General features: G+C 49.4%; 18 protein-coding genes. 8 read left to right on the top strand and 10 right to left on the bottom strand.

Annotated features, from left to right (window positions below):
* Positions 1-13: 13 nt before the first annotated feature.
* The 5 genes from IE094_RS07015 to IE094_RS07035 form a co-directional block, all read right to left on the bottom strand.
* Positions 14-223: a hypothetical protein gene (locus IE094_RS07015; RefSeq protein ID WP_189639874.1), complete on the bottom strand. Its 210-nt coding sequence runs from the start codon at positions 221-223 to the stop codon at positions 14-16.
* Positions 224-437: 214 nt separating this feature from the next.
* A complete protein-coding gene (locus tag IE094_RS07020; RefSeq protein WP_189639875.1) occupies positions 438-647 on the bottom strand; it encodes a hypothetical protein in 210 nt (69 codons plus the stop codon).
* 190 nt (positions 648-837) lie between these two features.
* A complete protein-coding gene (gene murJ, locus IE094_RS07025; protein ID WP_189639876.1) occupies positions 838-2,379 on the bottom strand; it encodes a murein biosynthesis integral membrane protein MurJ in 1,542 nt (513 codons plus the stop codon).
* Entirely contained in the window at positions 2,376-5,198 is a 2,823-nt protein-coding gene (locus IE094_RS07030) for a [protein-PII] uridylyltransferase (RefSeq protein ID WP_229802134.1), read from the bottom strand. The genes murJ and IE094_RS07030 overlap by 4 nt, the downstream gene beginning before the upstream one ends.
* On the bottom strand, positions 5,182-6,378 hold the full coding sequence (locus tag IE094_RS07035) for a penicillin-binding protein activator (protein ID WP_189639877.1): 1,197 nt from the start codon (positions 6,376-6,378) through the stop codon (positions 5,182-5,184). The genes IE094_RS07030 and IE094_RS07035 overlap by 17 nt, the downstream gene beginning before the upstream one ends.
* A gap of 108 nt (positions 6,379-6,486) precedes the next feature.
* On the opposite strand from IE094_RS07035, the gene rsmI reads away from it, so the two are divergent.
* From rsmI to IE094_RS07055, 4 genes are all read left to right on the top strand, one after another.
* Positions 6,487-7,344, top strand: coding sequence for a 16S rRNA (cytidine(1402)-2'-O)-methyltransferase (rsmI, locus tag IE094_RS07040; RefSeq protein ID WP_189639878.1), 858 nt, complete (start codon positions 6,487-6,489; stop codon positions 7,342-7,344).
* On the top strand, positions 7,341-7,688 hold the full coding sequence (locus tag IE094_RS07045; RefSeq protein WP_189639879.1) for a YraN family protein: 348 nt from the start codon (positions 7,341-7,343) through the stop codon (positions 7,686-7,688). Before rsmI ends, IE094_RS07045 begins: the two co-directional genes overlap by 4 nt.
* 85 nt (positions 7,689-7,773) lie before the next feature.
* Positions 7,774-8,721: a glutathione synthase gene (gene gshB / locus IE094_RS07050; protein ID WP_189639880.1), complete on the top strand. Its 948-nt coding sequence runs from the start codon at positions 7,774-7,776 to the stop codon at positions 8,719-8,721.
* A 25-nt stretch (positions 8,722-8,746) separates the two neighbouring features.
* Positions 8,747-9,655 carry an alpha/beta hydrolase gene (locus IE094_RS07055; protein WP_229802136.1) on the top strand — a complete coding sequence of 303 codons (909 nt, stop codon included), beginning with the start codon at positions 8,747-8,749 and terminating at the stop codon, positions 9,653-9,655.
* Here the strand turns inward: IE094_RS07055 and IE094_RS07060 are convergent.
* Genes IE094_RS07060 through cobU form a run of 4 tightly spaced genes read right to left on the bottom strand, consistent with a single transcriptional unit; the run spans position 9,621 to position 13,227 of the window.
* Entirely contained in the window at positions 9,621-11,135 is a 1,515-nt protein-coding gene (locus IE094_RS07060) for a YifB family Mg chelatase-like AAA ATPase (RefSeq protein WP_189639882.1), read from the bottom strand. The genes IE094_RS07055 and IE094_RS07060 overlap by 35 nt on opposite strands.
* 44 nt (positions 11,136-11,179) lie before the next feature.
* Positions 11,180-12,049, bottom strand: coding sequence for a glutathione S-transferase (locus IE094_RS07065; RefSeq protein WP_189639883.1), 870 nt, complete (start codon positions 12,047-12,049; stop codon positions 11,180-11,182).
* A gap of 57 nt (positions 12,050-12,106) precedes the next feature.
* Positions 12,107-12,685, bottom strand: coding sequence for a histidine phosphatase family protein (locus tag IE094_RS07070; protein ID WP_189639884.1), 579 nt, complete (start codon positions 12,683-12,685; stop codon positions 12,107-12,109).
* Complete coding sequence (gene cobU, locus IE094_RS07075) at positions 12,682-13,227, bottom strand: bifunctional adenosylcobinamide kinase/adenosylcobinamide-phosphate guanylyltransferase (protein WP_189639885.1); 546 nt, start codon at positions 13,225-13,227, stop codon at positions 12,682-12,684. The genes IE094_RS07070 and cobU overlap by 4 nt, the downstream gene beginning before the upstream one ends.
* Positions 13,228-13,389: 162 nt before the next feature.
* Here cobU and coaBC point away from each other — a divergent pair, with 162 nt between their 5' ends.
* From coaBC to IE094_RS07090, 3 genes are read left to right on the top strand one after another with little or no spacing between them, the layout of a single operon-like run.
* On the top strand, positions 13,390-14,586 hold the full coding sequence (gene coaBC, locus IE094_RS07080) for a bifunctional phosphopantothenoylcysteine decarboxylase/phosphopantothenate--cysteine ligase CoaBC (protein WP_189639886.1): 1,197 nt from the start codon (positions 13,390-13,392) through the stop codon (positions 14,584-14,586).
* Positions 14,583-15,053, top strand: a complete 471-nt coding sequence (gene dut / locus IE094_RS07085) for a dUTP diphosphatase (protein ID WP_189639887.1) — start codon at positions 14,583-14,585, stop codon at positions 15,051-15,053. The genes coaBC and dut overlap by 4 nt, the downstream gene beginning before the upstream one ends.
* Positions 15,054-15,962 carry a HesA/MoeB/ThiF family protein gene (locus IE094_RS07090; protein ID WP_229802137.1) on the top strand — a complete coding sequence of 303 codons (909 nt, stop codon included), beginning with the start codon at positions 15,054-15,056 and terminating at the stop codon, positions 15,960-15,962.
* 2 nt (positions 15,963-15,964) lie between these two features.
* Here the strand turns inward: IE094_RS07090 and IE094_RS07095 are convergent, their stop codons facing one another.
* On the bottom strand, positions 15,965-16,951 hold the full coding sequence (locus IE094_RS07095; RefSeq protein ID WP_189639888.1) for a 2-hydroxyacid dehydrogenase: 987 nt from the start codon (positions 16,949-16,951) through the stop codon (positions 15,965-15,967).
* Between the two features lie 118 nt (positions 16,952-17,069).
* Between IE094_RS07095 and IE094_RS07100 the strand changes: the two genes are divergently transcribed.
* The gene (locus tag IE094_RS07100; RefSeq protein WP_189639889.1) at positions 17,070-17,567 is read left to right on the top strand and encodes an SH3 domain-containing protein; all 498 of its coding nucleotides are present in this window, start codon (positions 17,070-17,072) and stop codon (positions 17,565-17,567) included.
* Positions 17,568-17,572: the final 5 nt, after the last annotated feature.

Below are 17,572 nucleotides of genomic sequence, written 5' to 3' on the forward strand. Positions count from 1 at the left end.
ATCTGTTGAAATATTAGCTGTCGTCTGATGCGATCAGAGCAGCAACTACTGCAAGACCAAGCAATGGCAACAAGATGCCGCCTGAACCAGCAGATGAACCTGTTTCTTCTTCAACAACTTCGATCATTGGTTCTACTTCTGGCTCTGCCAAAGAACCGGCGAAAGATGCTGTTGCAAGTGATACTGCTGCGAAAGTTGATGCAGCGATTTTCATGATAGACATTTGAGAGCTCCCAAAAATGTTAGTACTAATAGACCCCTATTGGGCCAGTGAGTATTATCTAAGATTGCGCGTGAATGATGTCAATGGAACACCGCGTTTTGCCGCGAATGGCAAATACTGTGACACTTTCGCCGCTATTTTTGCAAATTTGGGGCAAAAAGAGAAAAAGGCAGCGCTTTTGCGCTGCCTTTTAAGATTTTGGAAGCTTTGGTTATTAGCTGTCGTCTGATGCGATCAACGCTGCAACTACTGCAAGACCCAACAATGGCAACAAAATGCCACCTGAACCAGCAGATGAGCCTGGCTCTTCTTCAACAACTTCGATCATTGGTTCGATTTCAGGTTCTGCCATAGAACCAGCCATAGATGCTGTTGCAAATGATACAGCTGCGATAGATGCGGCAGCGATTTTCATGATATTCATATTTAATCTCCGAAATATTAGTACTAACGGACTCTCAAGGAATCTCACCCTATGGTATTGGTTGGGTGGTTGTTCTGTCAACTTGGCAGTGTGAAATCTGTGTTTTTGTGTTGAATTGGTGGTTTTTAACGCAGTTTTCCCGTCTTTTTTGACAAATATACCAATTTTCGCAGAATAATTGCTCGGCGGTCTATCGCCGAACAACGCGGCGCAGTTCGGAAAATTTCAAGGCTCCGGTGAAATGTGCGGCGGAAAAATAGACGATAATTCCAATCAGCAATAAAATTACAAACGCAAGGTAGCGCGCACCCGTCCCAAACAGCCAGTTTTCCAGTGTATTTTGTGCCAAAAACAGGATCACCCCCATGATCAGTGACGATATAATAATACGCGGGACACGTTGTTTGATCTGAGAATCAAATTGCGAGGCAGCCCCCATGGTGCGCGTTCCATTCCACAACAATACCACCATCGCCCAAGCGGCGATTGTGGTACCCGCCGCCGCGGCCAAAAAGCCGTATTTATAGGCCAGCCCAATCGCAACAGCGGCATTGATAAGCATTGATACCAAAGCAAAATAAAACGGCGTTTTGGTATCTTCGCGTGCGAAATACAACGGTTGTAGCACCTTTTGCAAAACAAAGGCGGGTAATCCCAACCCATAGATCGCCAATGCCTGTGCCGTTGCCAGCGAATCGCTGTGTAAAAACGCGCCCCGCTCAAACAGAACCGATACGAGCGGGAGGGCGATCACAACCAAGGCCACTGCAGATGGCAGCGTGAGAAACAGTGAAAATTCAGTGGCGCGATTAAAGGCATCTTGCCCTGCTTTGTCATCACCAGCTTGCAGTTGACTGGAGAGAGCGGGCAACAAGACCACACCAATTGCGATGCCAACAACGCCAAGTGGTAATTGGTACAAGCGATCCGCAACCGCCAGCCATTGAATGGCACCGTCGTAGTAGCTGGCCACTTGACGACCAACCAACAGATTGATTTGCACAACCCCGCCCGCCATGGCCGCAGGTGCCGCAATAATCGCAAGCTTTTTCAGCTCTGGTGTCCATTTGGGCAAGCGTGGTCGAATTTTCAGGCCAAGCTTTTCAGCCGCATACCAAACGATGCCCAGTTGAACGATACCAGCAACAGGGACACCCCATACAAGCGCAGTGCCGGCGTCTGTGCCCGCCCATAAGGCATAGAGCATCGCCCCCGTGAGGATGAAATTCAAAAACACGGGTGCAGCGGCGGCGGCGGCGAATTTGCCCGATGCATTCAATACGCCGCTGAACAGTGCCGCGAGTGATATGAACAGGATATAGGGAAAACAAACGCGGCCAAACATGACTGCCAGATCCATGCGTTCATCGCCTTGAAACCCGCTGGCCATTGCATAAACCAACCAAGGCATCGCAAAAATCGCGATCACGGAGAGCGCGATTAATATCGCTGCCAGCGCATTAAGCGCATCATTGGCAAATTCCTCTGCATTTTCGCCCGCGCGTAGTTTTTTCGAAAACATCGGGATAAACGCCATGTTGAATGCGCCTTCGGCAAAGAATCTGCGAAACATGTTGGGCAGGGCGAATGCGACCTGAAATGCCTCGGCGGTGGCGGATGATCCAAACAGGTTGGCAAACAGAATTTCGCGGGCAAATCCTGCGATGCGGCTGATCAATGTCCAGCCACCCACGGTGACGAATGACGCCATCAACCGAATGGGGTTGGTCATGACAATGCCTCTTGGGTGCCTTGTTCAATGGCACGGGTCAAACGTTCTGTGATTGTTTTTTGTTTATCGAGTGAGTGGATTTTCATGCCAAACATGTCTTTGACGTAAAACACATCCACCGCCTGTGCGCCGTATGTCGCGATCACGGCGCTGGCGATATAGATATTTGCGTTGGACAATGTGCGCGTTAAGTCGTGCAACAGGGCAGGGCGATCGCGTGTATCGACCTCGATAATTGAATAAAGTTCGGAACCCTCGTTATCGAATGTGATTTCGGTGGGTACGCGAAAATCGCGCTCGCGTTTTTTGAATTTATCACGATCGCCCAACTCTTTTTTCGCAAGCACTTCACCCAACAGCGTTTTTTGAATCATATCGCGCAATCGTTTGATACGTGTGGTTTGATACGGTTTTTCATCCGCATCTTGAATCCAGAAAATTGCCGTGGCGAACCCATCGGTTGATGTGTAGGTGCGCGCATCCACAACATTAGCCCCAACCAGCGCAAGTGCGCCCGCGATACGCGAAAAAATACCAGGGTGGTCTTGCATCACGAAACACGCGCGTGTCGCATCGCGATCAACATCGGGGACGATTTCACTGGCAAGTTTTTCATCACCGATATCGCGCAGCATATTGGCAAATGTAATATGTGATTGATGATCCAACCCTTGCCAATATGGATCGTAATGACGTTCCATTTCGATTTCCAGATCGTCATCTGACCAATCGGCAAGCTTGGCTTGCAATTGTTCCTTTGCCTCGTCAACGCGGTTGTAAACGCCAATTTTGTCAACGCCTGCTTTGATGCTGGAACGCGTCGCACGGTAAAGATCGCGCAAAAGCTGTGCTTTCCAATTGTTCCAAGTGTTCGGGCCAACCCCGCGAATATCGCAAACCGTGAGCGCGGTTAGCAGGTTCAGGCGCGATGTGGTTTTGACATCTTTGGCAAAATTTATCACCGTTCGCGGATCCGATAAATCGCGTTTTTGGGCAACGTCTGACATCAACAAATGGTTCAACACCAGCCAAACAACGGTTTCAGTTTCTTTTTCGCTTAACCCAAGGCGCGGGCATATTTGTTCGGCGATTTTTGCACCCGCGATTGAATGATCTTCGGGCAAACCTTTGCCGATATCATGAAGCAGTAGTGCCACATACAAAACCTTGCGATCGATGGTGCCTTTGAACACTTCTGTCAGAATTGGCAAATCTTCCTTTAGGTCGCCAAGTTCCAATTTGGATAGTCCGGATATGCATTGAATCGTGTGTTCATCCACCGTGTAATGATGGTAATTGTTAAACTGCATTAATGCGATAATGCGTTGAAACTCTGGGATAAACGCCCCCAACACACCCAGTTCATTCATACGGCGCAACGCGCGTTCTGGATTGCCGTAATCCAACAGTAATTCCAGAAATATGCGCTGCGCTTCTGGTGAATTGCGCACATTGTCGTCAATCAAATCCAGATTGTCCGCCATAAGGCGCATCGCATCGGGGTGAATTAAAATGTCAGAGCTAAGTGCAACTTGAAACAAGCGCATGATGTTCAGCGGATCGGCCAAGAATTTATCATCATCGGCAATGGCCAAACGGTTATTTACAAAATTATACCCATCTGGCGTTTCGTCTTCATCGTCGCTGCTTCGGTTCCACGGCATCGCATCCAACAAGCGTTTGCCGATTGATGGAATGTCTTTCACATGCTGTGCCTCTAACATGGATAAAAACACGCGTGTCAGATCGCCAACATGGGTGGCTTCGCGAAAATAATCCTGCATGAAACTTTCAACGCCGCGTAATCCATCCGTGTCGCGATATCCCAGACGTTTGGAAATATCGACCTGTGCATCAAAGGTAAGCTGTTCTGTCGAGCGTTTGTTATACAGATGCAGATGACAGCGTACCGTCCACAAAAACGCATGCGCTTCTTCAAAGCGTTCCAATTCACTGGTAGTGAAATAGCCCTGATCGACCATCGCTTGGGTGGTTTGGGCGTGGCTGACATGTTTGGTGATCCAATACATGGTTTGCAAATCACGTAACCCGCCTTTGCCCTCTTTCACATTGGGTTCCAGCATATAACGCTGACCACCCTGACGAATATGGCGGTTTTCGCGTTCAATCAGTTTTTCTTCGACATAATTTTTAGCTGTACCACTAAACAGTTTTGCCCATAGTTTACGATCAAGTTGATTTGCCAATCGTTCATCGCCCACTAAATAGCGGCTTTCGAGGAGGGCGGTTTTAATGGTTTGATCTTCGCCGCCCAATTTGATGCATTCATCAATCGTGCGCGTGGCATGGCCAATTTTCAATCGCATATCCCACAGGATATAAAGCATGGATTCAACCACGCTTTCCGACCATGCGGATAATTTATATGGCGATAGGAACAAAAGATCGACATCGGAAAACGGTGCCATTTCCGCCCGCCCGTAACCGCCAACACCCATCACGCACAGATGTTCGTTTTTGGTGGGTGTTGGGTTGGGGTGTAAAATATCGGTTGCAGCCATAAAGGCAAATTCAATGATACGATCGGTGAGCAAACAATAAGAATTGATTGCCTCCATCCCGGACCACGGTGCGTCGCTTAATGCGGTTTCAATCGCCGCACGACCAGCGGCGTTTTGGGCGCTTAACAATTCGGAAATCTCGCTACGCACTTGTTTGCCCGCTTGTTTCTTGGCAGTGATTTGCGTGTAGCGTTTTTGCACAAATTTTGTGTCAAAAATAGCGTCGGGCGCACAGATCAGTGCGCCCGTTACCGGCCCGTAGGCTTGGTTTTGTGTGTCCTTAACTACCAGCGCCACTGAACGAAGTCGGTGCGCCAGAAATAATGCGGAACGTTTTTCCGTTGCCTTCGGCGATGGCTAGGGCGCGTTCATTCGTGCCGTCTTTGTTGAAACGAAACACACCTGTTGTTCCACGAAACCCGCCGCGACGTGTTAATGCGGATTTTGTTAATGCTTTGCTGCTACCTGTTTGCAACAGCTTTGCAACCGCAGAAACCCCGTCATAGGCAAGACCAGCCAACGGATGTGGCGCCCCGCCATATGCTTGGGTAAAGCGCGCGTTAAACTGTTGCGCGGATACGATATCGGGGGTTGTGAACCAACCGCCAACCAAACCAGGTGCGGCAAGGTTCGTGCTTGGGATATCCCAACGTGTGATGCCCAGATATTTCACGCTCGCAGGAGACACACCCGCCGCTGGCAACATACGCCCAACAAATGGCAGACCAGTATCGGAATCGGCCGTCAAAACAATCGCCGTTGTCCCTGATGATTTCACGTTGCTCGCGATGGCTGGTGCGGCTGCGGATAATCCAGCGGGGGACATTTCATAACTGTAATTACCAGTATAGGTTACATTGGCCTTTGCCGCTGCGGATTTCACCGCACTTGCAGAAATTTCCCCAACTGTATTTTGCGCGGAAACTGTTGCAATTCGGCGATAACCTTTGGAGGCAGCGTATTTCACAACACGGTTTGCTTTGTTTTCGAATGTGTCGCCCATGACGAACACATTACCACCCGCAATTGCGGTGTTATTGGAAAAGCTAAGAACATTTACGTTCTGGGATGCAACAGCATTGCCCGTGGCGTTAACCGATTCTGCAAACAGCGGCCCAACGATGATTTTTGCACCATTCGCGACGGCAGTCTTTGCAACGCCAGCTGCTTGGCCCGAATTTCCGCCTGTGCTGTAAACCGTTAGATCAATTTTAACATCGGAATAATCTTGTGTAGCAAGACGTGCCGCTTGGACAAAGTTATTCGCCAATTTTTCAAGATTTCCATCACCTGAACCCGCAGGCACCAATAGTGCCACCTTTACCGTTTCATTGGCATTGATTGTTTGCCCTGTGTCCTCCGTGTCGCTCCCGATGCTTGGAGTTATTGGTACTTCGCAAGCTGAAAGCAAAATACCAATTGCTGCGAAACCGATTGATTGGCGAATTTTAGAGACCGTCCCAAATCCCTGATGCATGATGTTACCCCGTTTAAGCTAGAAAATAGTGACTCGTTTGTGCGAAAAGGTACGAAATGCCCATGCAGAGTGCAACAGTGGCAAGCATACAAAGGCGGATTTAATATAATGACGGATAAAAAGCTGCCAGTTGGGCTGTATTTGGTATCAACACCGATTGGCGCAGCGCGTGACATTACATTGCGCGCTTTGGATATCTTGGCCAACGCAGATGTGTTGGCCGCAGAAGATACGCGCAACACACGCCGATTGCTGGATATTCATGGCATTTCGCTGGGGTCGCGACGGATCATTCCATATCATGATCATAACGGCGCTGGGCAACGGCCAAAATTGCTGGGTGCCATTCAAGACGGAAAAACCGTTGCTTACGTTTCGGATGCGGGTACACCGCTGATTGCAGATCCTGGATATGGGCTTGCAAAGGAAGCGGGCAAACAGGGCTTGGATGTGTTCGCAGCGCCAGGAGCTTCCGCGTTGCTGGCCGCATTGGTGGTGTCTGGCATGCCAACGGATCGATTTATGTTTGCTGGCTTTGCGCCCAATAAACAAAAGGCAAAACAAAATTTCTTGTTAGAGTTCGCAGAGCTGCGATCAACCCTTGTGCTATATGAATCGCCCAAACGTGTGTGCGATACGCTTGAGCAAATGGTGCAAATTTACGGTCCCTCACGCCAAGTTGCATTGTGTCGCGAATTAACCAAAAAGTTTGAACAAATTGTGCGCGGAACGCTCGAAGATGTATTCGCGCAACTGAAAGATGTACCGACAATAAAAGGTGAATGTGTGTTGGTTTTGGGCCCGCCCGTGCCCAAAGAGATTGCAGATATCGAGATTGAAGAAAAAATTAGGGAATTGTTAGGGGAACATAAAGTAAAAACGGTGGCACAGATCGCGGCGGATGAATTTAATATCCCGCGCAAACAAGCATACGATATCGCGCTAAAGGTGAAAAAAAACGAATGAACGCCTCAAAAAACTATCACGCCGGTCAAATGGCCGAGGAAATTGTTGCGCAAAAATATGCAGCGGCGGGGTTTGACATTATTTCCAAACGCTATCGCCGCCGCGAGGGGGAAATTGATTTGGTGTTGGGCCATCAAAGCAAACTTTATTTTGTTGAGGTGAAAAAAAGCAGCAGTTTTGAAAAGGCGGCCGAACGAATTAATCTGCATCAAATCGCGCGGATCAAAAACGCAGCACTGCGTTTTCTTGTTGATACGGGGCGTATGTTAGAAACGGAAATGCGGTTTGATGCGGCATTGGTGAACGACGCTGGTCAGGTAAAAGTGATCGCAAACGCGTTTTAGTCCACATGTAAAACCATTTTCGCTTTGCATCCTTTGCTGCACTGGTTCATGAAGTATCAAATTGTTTGTAAATGAGGTTTCTTTCATGACCAATTCTTTGAATGTGGCGATCCAAATGGATCCAATCGCGCCAATTGATATCAACGCAGATAGCACATTTCGCATTATGGAAGAGGCGCAGAAACGTGGGCATAATTTATTTTACTACACGCCCGACAAATTGGCCTTTCAAGAAGGTGTCATAACTGCAAAGGGATGGCCCGTGCGTGTGCAGCGCGAAGTAGGAAACCACTATACGCTGGGAGAGTTGCAAGAAATTGAGCTTCAGACCCAAGATGTTGTTTGGCTTCGCCAAGATCCGCCGTTTGATATGGGATATATCACGACGACACACTTTCTGGATATGGTGCACCCCGAAACGCTGGTTGTGAATGATCCAACTTGGGTGCGCAATTATCCAGAAAAACTTTTGGTGTTACAATTTCCTGAATTGATTGCCCCCACGACAATTGCGCGAGATTTGGAAACGCTCAAGGCATTCAAAGAAAAACATCAAGATATTATTCTTAAGCCTTTGTATGGCAACGGTGGTGCAGGCGTTTTTCGACTTGGCCCCGATGATCGTAACATCAATTCGTTGCACGAATTGTTTTCTGGCATTAATCGCGAACCGCTGATTGCGCAAAAATTTCTGCCAGATGTATCCAAGGGCGATAAACGCGTGATCTTGGTTGATGGTGAACCTGTTGGTGCGATCAATCGCGTACCAGCAAAAGGTGAAACGCGTTCCAACATGCATGTCGGTGGACGACCGGAAAAGGTGGAATTATCCGAACGAGATTTGGAAATCTGTGCCGCGATTGGGCCGTTGTTGCGTGAAAGGGGACAGGTGTTCGTTGGCATCGATGTGATTGGCGGGGTCTTGACCGAAATTAACGTAACATCGCCCACTGGCATTCAAGAGCTGGAGCGATTTGATAACATCAATGTTGCCGAAAAAATTTGGCAAGTTATCGAAGATAAGTGCGCGTAAAATGCCATCTATTCGCTTAAAATTAATGTCGCTGATCACTCGGTTGGGATTCAAATCCGTGTTGGCGCGGACACATGACATCAATTTTATGCGTCACTATACGAACAAACTTGCAAAGCGAACAACAGTTGATCCCAAAAATGTGACCTATGGTCAAATTCAACTCGCCACTGGCGCCACCAAGGTAACGTTTACAACCGCAAAGTTTGAACAGAAATCGAACGCAGGAGCGTTGTTGTATATTCACGGTGGTGGGTTCGTTTTTGGTGCGCCTGAAATGTATCGTCATTTGGCGGCGGATATTGCCGATCAAATGGGGTTGATGGCCTATGTGCCAAAATATCGTTTGGCCCCAGAGAATCCATATCCTAACGGTATTGATGATATCAAATCTGCATATCATGCATTGCTTGATGCGGGCATTGATCACAAAACGATTGTTATCGGTGGTGACAGCGCGGGTGGATGTTTGACGCTTTTGTTGCTTGCCTATTTATTGGAGAATAATTTACCATTGCCGGCCTGCTGCTTTGCTATTAGCCCAGTTGTCGATCTGACATTTTCAAGCGAAAGCATCAAAAAAAATGCCCGTTCAGATTCGGTTTTACCCGCCAAGCGCGCGGGTTTTTTATGCGAATTGTACTTGTCGGATAGTGATCCTGCCGATCCTAGGGTATCACCGATCAATGCCGATTTTACGGGTGCGCCACCGATATTACTCCATGCGTCATCAAAGGAAATTTTGCGCGATGATACCATCCGCATGACCAAACATTTGGTGCAACAAAAAGTCGAAGTGCGCACGAAGTTTTGGCAAAATAATTACCATGTTTTTCACATTCTGCGCGGCCGTGTGCGAGAGGCGGATCAAGCCGTTTCTGAAATCGCTAAATTTGCGATCAAGCATTTACCGCAGAAATCAAACGATAGCTAAGCGCCTCTGCAATATGGGTCTCATTCACATTTTCACGAGCATCCAGATCGGCAATGGTGCGAGAAACACGTAAAATGCGATGATACCCCCGCGCGGTTAGTTGAAATTTTTGCGCAGCGCGCGCCAAAAAATCTTGGCCGGCGCGATCTGGTGTCGCGACTTGTTCCAACAATCCCCCTTCGATATCGCTGTTCAGGCGTACGCTGGGGTGATCCGCGTATCGCGCGAATTGAATGGCACGCGCTTTGGCCACGCGTTTGGCAATAACATGGCTCGGTTCGCCGTCTGATTTGATGTTAAGGGCGTTAATGTCGACTGCGGGGACCTCGATGCGTAAATCAAAACGGTCCATCAATGGCCCTGATATCCGCCCCAAATAATCCTCACCGCATTGGGGAACACGTGAACAGGCACGATTGGCATCGGCGAGATATCCACATTTGCAGGGGTTTGCCGCGCCAACCAACATGAATTTGCATGGATAATGTGTATGCGCATTTGCACGCGCCACCATGACCTGACCTGTTTCAATCGGTTGGCGCAAAGTTTCCAACACTTGGCGATTAAATTCTGGGAGTTCATCAAGAAATAATACGCCGTTATGCGCGAGTGAAATTTCGCCAGGTTTTGCACCGCGCCCGCCACCAACGATTGCCGCCATAGATGCGGTATGGTGAGGATCACGAAACGGTCGGGTTTTGGAAATTCCGCCTGATGTCAGCAATCCAGAAACGGATTGGATCATTGATGTTTCCAATGCCTCTTGTGCATCGAGGGGTGGCAGCAAATCGGGTAATCGCGCAGCCAACATGGATTTCCCCGCACCGGGTGAGCCGACCATAATCATATGATGGCGCCCCGCCGCGGCGATTTCCAATGCGCGTTTGGCGCGTTCTTGGCCTTTGACATCGGACAGACATTTGCCAGTGGATTGCGATCGCACCTCGCCAGGGCGTGCGGGGGGGAGTGGTTTTCGTCCCGAAAAATGGTTCATCGTTTCCAACAATGTTGCGGGGGCAGTGACACAAACCGCGCCAACCCACGCCGCCTCTGCGCCGCAATCCTTGGGACAAACCAAATCGCATGATGCCTCTGCGGCGGCAACGGCGGCGGGTAATGCGCCGTTTACGGGGATCAATTTCCCATCAAGCGAGAGTTCACCAAGCGCCACAGTTCGCGCAACCTCGTCTTGTGGTAACACATCCATTGCGGCCAACACCGCCAGCGCAATGGGTAAATCAAAATGCGACCCTTCTTTGGGTAAATCAGCGGGTGACATATTTACTGTGATTTTTTTGGATGGCATCGCAAGTGCCATTGACCCAATTGCGGAACGCACGCGCTCCTTTGCTTCGCTGACCGCTTTGTCTGGCAAACCAACGATGTTGAAGCTTGGCAACCCAGGGGACAGGGCGCATTGCACCTCTACCAAACGCGCATCGACGCCTTGGAATGAAACCGTGTATGCGCGTGAAACCATTGATACCCCCTGTTAACCAAGGTTAACGCTATGGGGGCATTAGTTTAATTTTGGTAAATTTTTATGAAATTTGTCCATGCTTCGGGGTCTGCAATGGTTTTATCGCGGCAAAAAGCGTTGCAAAAACCAAAGATGCGCCCATCAATTTCGAGAAAATGGGTTACTGGATCGCCAGAATAGGGGCAGTTGGAATTTTCGGGTGTGCCCGTTTCAATCGCTTTCGCAACAAGCGGTTTTGGCCCTGGCCATTCAACATTTGGTAGGTCTAGATCATACCCTGGTTGAACATAGTTTTGCGCAATGCCCATCGCGCGCCACATGCGAAATTTTTGATCCGTAAGATGGGTATTGATATAGGTATCAGCGGTTTCACTCCGTGGGAGGTCATAAGTAGCAAATCGAGTTGCAACGGGTGCATAGAATACATCGGCGATCGAATATTGGCCAAATAACCAAGGGCCATCTGCGCCAAATTCGCGACGTGCGTGTGACCATAATTCGTTGATGCGTGCCACATCGGCCAGCACCTGTTCGGACGGTTTGAAATCGGGGTAACATTTGCGCAAATTCATCGTGCAATCGCTGCGCAATGGGCCAAAACCGGCGTGCATCTCTGCGGTCATGCTGCGTGCATATGCACGCGCGGCGGGGTTGCTCGGCCACATGTTGGCATCGGGGTGGCGCTGGTTCAACTCCTCGGCAATGGCGAGGCTGTCCCATAATACGGCGCCATCCAATTTTGCCGCGGGCACCAATTTTGTTGGCGCAAATTGCGCAATTAGTCTTTTGAATTCATCGGTATACATGCGCGCATTATGAATGCGTACATCATGATTGAATTTGGTAAATAGTAGCCAGCCCCGCAAGGACCAACTTGAATAAGTTTTATCGCCAATGGCCAGTTCATATGTCATGTGAAAACCTTGCCACAGGGTGAAAAAAATTCCTAATCGAAAATTGTTAATGGTGCATCACGGATTATGATTAACGCCCATTATCCGCCACGCATCGCCCAGATGTTCCAAATGTGTCACCGAAAGATTGTCGATTTTAAAGCCAAGTGCAGATGCCGCGTGCATGTTCGCAGCGCGTTGCAGTTGGGTTAAGATCACACCAAAATGCGCAACGATGATGATATTTTGCCCTGAATGTTCTTGGATCAGAGCATCAACCGTTGCGGAAATACGGGTTGCCCCTTGGTTCCAGCTCTCTCCATTTGGCGGTGCGATGTCACCTGGATTGGACCAATAATCGTAGGATAAATCTGGGTGGGATTGCGCCACTTGTGAAAATGTTTTTTCCTCCCAGTCACCGAAATGAAATTCGCGCAGATCGCGGCGATGGGGTAGGCGTGTTCTGCTACCACCAATCGCATCGGCGGTATGAACGCAACGTTGCAGATCTGATGAAATGACGATGCCATCAGATGGCAGGTGGGCATTCAGGCGTGATAATGCCTGCGTATCGGATAAATCAGCGCCGACATCTGTCCAGCCGATCAACCCATCGCGATGGGTTGGGCCGTGACGCACCCAATAGATATTTGTCATGATATCCCCGTAGGCATTTGCCCTTTGATCGCTGTTGGGATGCCTGCGATCACATGAACCACCAGATCGGCGCGCGTTGCGATGTCTTGGTTCAATCGTCCTTGGGCGTTTTGGAATTGCCGCGCCAATGCGTGTTCGGGCACAACGCTTTGGCCGACTTCGTTGCTGATTAATATGACGGGTGCTTTGGTGGTGGAGATTGCGTTCATCAGATCCGCCGCCAATTCCCCAACAGGATTTTCTGCGAGCAAATTATTGGAGAGCCACAGTGTGATGCAATCGACAAATACAATTGAATCCGCTGGAGCATTTGCCACGTGTTGCGCCAGTTCAAGAGGTGATTCAATCGTTGTCCAATCCAGGCCACGATCATTGCGATGCTGTGCGATTTTCGCGCGCATTTCATCATCAAACGCCTGCGCAGTGGCGATGTAAATTTTCGACAATCCCGCATGTCGCGCCAATAATTCACCAAAACGCGATTTGCCACTGGCAGCACCACCAATGATCAGGCAGAGTTTTGGAAAGTTGGGAGTTGTCACATGCGTGTCCTTAATGAATGATGACTTTTCCTAGCACCGCATCGTGTGAATTGAAATATCAGAGTATCGAGATCGTACCAATGTCGATGTGTGCGCCAAACGCTTGCAGGTTATACTGGGCGTGATTACAGTATCGCTAAGGAACAATTGGGATAGTGTTATATGTTACATGGCCGGAAAATATTGCTGATAATTGGTGGGGGTATTGCGGCCTATAAATCATTGGAATTGATCCGTGGTTTTCAAAAACGTGGTGCCAGTGTTGTGCCTGTGTTGACCAAGGCTGCGGAAGAATTTGTAACACCGCTATCGGCGGGTGCGCTGGCAGGAAACAAGGTTTATCGTGATTTGTTCAATCTGACTGACGAGGCGGAAATGGGACATATCGAATTGTCTCGTGCCGCCGATTTGGTTGTTGTGGCACCTGCCACCGCCGACCTGATGGCGAAAATGGCACATGGCTTGGCAACAGATTTGGCCAGTACATTGTTGATGGCCACGGATAAACCCGTGATGATCGCTCCTGCGATGAATGTGAAAATGTGGGAACACGGCGCAACACAGCGCAATTTGGAAACGTTGAAAACCGACGGTATCCATATCTGTGGCCCTGATGAGGGTGGCATGGCTTGTGGTGAATTTGGCATGGGTCGTATGGCGGAACCTGAATTTATCGCATCCGCTGCCAGTGATGTTTTGCTCAATGGCCCACTGAAAGGTAAACACATTTTGGTGACATCCGGGCCAACGCATGAACCGATTGATCCCGTGCGCTATATAGCCAACCGATCATCGGGTGCACAAGGAAGTGCAATTGCCAATGCGTTGATCGCATTGGGTGCGCGCGTGACGTTTATTACTGGACCAGCGCGTGCGGAAATGCCGATGGGATGCGTGATTGAACGGGTGCAAACCGCGGGTGAAATGCTGACAGCCGTTGAAAAAACACTGCCCGTTGATGGCGCGGTTTTTGCCGCGGCCGTAGCTGATTGGCGTGTCACATCTGCATCGGATAGCAAGATCAAAAAAACCAAATCGGGCGATCTGCCCACGCTGAGCTTTGCCGAAAACCCAGATATATTGGCGACGGTGTCACAGATGAAAAAACTGCGTCCTAAATTGATCGTTGGGTTTGCGGCCGAAACCGATGATGTGATCGACAACGCAACGGCTAAACGCGCCCGAAAGGGGTGCGATTGGATTGTGGCCAATGATGTATCACCCGAAACGGGGATAATGGGTGGCGCGGAAAATGACGTGACATTGATTACGCCTGATGCTGCGCATGATTGGCCACGTATGTCCAAGGATGCAGTGGCGCAAAAATTAGCCGCTGAAATTGCAAAGGCGTTGAAATGACGGATCTAATCGTGGATGTACAATATCTTCCCCATGCGGATCATGCGATACCACTCCCCAGTTATGAAACATCGGGTGCGGCGGGTATGGATTTACGCGCAAACTTTGAAATCGGTCTTCGGGGTGATGGAATCACCATTGATGCGGGGCATCGCATGTTGATCCCAACGGGATTGGCAATCGCAATTCCAAAAGGATACGAGGCACAGCTTCGGCCGCGTTCGGGTCTTGCGCTGAAACATGGGATCAGCCTGCCCAACAGCCCAGGAACAATTGATGCGGATTATCGCGGGCCGCTTGGGGTGATTTTGATTAATCACGGTACGGAATCATTTCACGTTGCACATGGTGATCGTATCGCGCAAATCGTGTTTGCCCCTGTGTTACAGGCCAATTGGCAACTGGTTGATGCGCTGGATGCAACATCACGCGGTGGCGGTGGGTTTGGTTCAACGGGGCGTAAATAGGTGGAATTTTTAGAAAGTCTAATCCCATCCATCAGCGCCGAAGGCGCGGTGTTGGTTGGTCTGATCGCGTCCGTTTTTTTGTATCTGTGGTTTTTGCGTGGATTGCGTAGGTCCGCAGTCGTGAAAATGAATGAAACTCCCAATTCCGATGGTTTTTCCGATACGGAATTGGAACGTTATGCACGTCATATCGTTTTGCGTGAAATTGGCGGCGTGGGGCAGAGCAAGTTATCCAATGCGCGGGTTTTGGTGATTGGCGCGGGTGGACTTGGATCGCCCGTGTTGCAATATTTGGCCGCTGCGGGTGTTGGCACAATTGGTGTGGTTGATGACGATACGGTCAGTCTTTCAAACCTTCAACGCCAAGTGTTGTTTGACGAAGATCAATTGGGCAAGCCCAAGGTTTTTGCGGCGCAACAACGATTGCACGCGATTAACCCGCATGTTGATATCCTGCCATATCATCGTCGATTGGAAACCGAAGAGGCGCAAGATTTGATCGCTGAATTCGATTTGGTTTTGGATGGGTGTGATAATTTCAAAACGCGCAGCATGGTGAATAGCGCCTGTGTGGCAACAGATGTCCCATTGATTTCGGGCGCGATAAGCCAATGGGAAGGCCAGATTAGCCTGTTTCACCCCAAAAGCGGTTGCCCGTGTTACGCATGCGTTTTTGACAAAGAACCAAGCGCCGGTCTGGCGCCAAGCTGTGCCGAAGCAGGTGTCATGGGGGCATTGCCTGGCATCGTTGGTGCGATGATGGCGGCCGAGGCGATCAAATACATCACGGGTGCGGGCAAAACGCTGGCGGGTGATATGATATTTGTCGATGCTCTGTTCGGTGAAAACCGTAAAATGAAATTATCGCGTCGGGCGGATTGCGCCGTTTGCGGTGCAAAACCACAATAGCGTTACACCATATTGGGCAGGATCAGGTTTGGCGGGCGATGTCCGTCTTCCATCATTTTGATGTTATAGACTAGCTTTTCACCCATTTCTTGGCGCGCTTCTTTCGTCGCGGAACCCATATGGGGCAATAACATCAGGTTGTTCAGATCGCGAAGGGCGGGGTTGATTTCGTGACCACGTTCCAAAACATCCAAACCCGCACCCGCCAATTTGCCGTTTTTCAGCATATCAGCCAAAACGTCTTCGTCGATCAATTCACCCCGTGCAGTGTTAATCAAAAACGCATCTGGTTTCATCAATGCGAGCGATCGCTTGTTCAAAATTTTGGCGGTTTTGGAATTAAAAGGACAGTTCACGGATAAAACATCAACATCGGTCAGCATCAATTTTAGGCTGTCCCAATAGGTGGCGTTTAACTCTTTCTCGGTGGCTGGATGAACTCTTTTGCGGTTGTGATAATGGATATCCATACCAAATGCGCGTGCTCGTTTCGCAAGTTCGGTACCAACACGCCCCATGCCCAAAATGCCAAGCTTTTTGCCCTGCACACGCGTTCCCAGAAAATCAGATGGCGACCAGCCTGTCCAATCACCAGATGACATCACGGCCGAACCTTCTTTGAACCGACGTGTGACAGCCAAAATCAATGCCATTGCCATATCTGCGGTGTCGGATGCGGGGCCACTGGGTGTGTTCGTCACAGCGATTTTGCGCTTTTGTGCGGCCTTTACATCAATGTGGTCAAAGCCAGAGCCATAGTTCGCGATCAGCTTGAGCTGGTTACCAGCTTTGGCCAATAATTTGGCGTCAATGGAATCATTTAATGTGGACACTAGAACGTCCGCTGATTGCATAGCGGTTTCCAAATCACTACGGGTGAACAACGTGTCGGTTGCGTTTAACGTCGTGTTAAATAACGCAGTTAAGCGCGCCTCGACGCTTTCAGGTAGGCGTCGCGTTACGATCACTTTCAAAGACTTTGTTGACAAGTTGCCATCTCCACACTGGATTTCTGTGCTGCATTCTGGCAAAAAACCGATGTAAGGCAAGGCAAAAGCCACCAATCGCCGAAACTTCGGCATTTTAAGGATCGAGCAGGGTCTGAAAATGATTAAAAATCAGTATCTTGGCGTGTTATGCGCCGTGGTTATCACATCCACCGCCTACGCCGAAACGGAACGCGGGCCGGTGACCAACCTGCCGATGCCGCGATTTGTTTCGATGAAAACGGGCGAGGGCAACGTGCGCCGTGGCCCCAGTTTAACCCATCGCATTGATTGGGTATTTAAGCACGAAGATATGCCGCTAAAGGTTGTCGGTGAATATGGTCACTGGCGCCGTGTTTTAGATGCAGACGGACAGGGTGGCTGGATGCACTTTCGCCTTTTGTCGGGTGTGCGCACCGTGACCATTGAAAAAAACCGAACCCCAATGCGCCGCAAACCTTATGAAGGTGCACAAGCCGTAGCATTCGCAGAAGACGGAGTTATTGCGCGCCTTGGTGAATGCACCATCGATTGGTGTAAAATCAGCGCGGGCAAAATTCGCGGCTGGGTCAAAAAGGGTGAAATCTGGGGCGTCGGCAAAAACGAATTGCGCGATTAGCCCAA

It is taken from the genome of Paramylibacter ulvae, assembly GCF_014652655.1.
Taxonomy (GTDB): domain Bacteria; phylum Pseudomonadota; class Alphaproteobacteria; order Rhodobacterales; family Rhodobacteraceae; genus Amylibacter; species Amylibacter ulvae.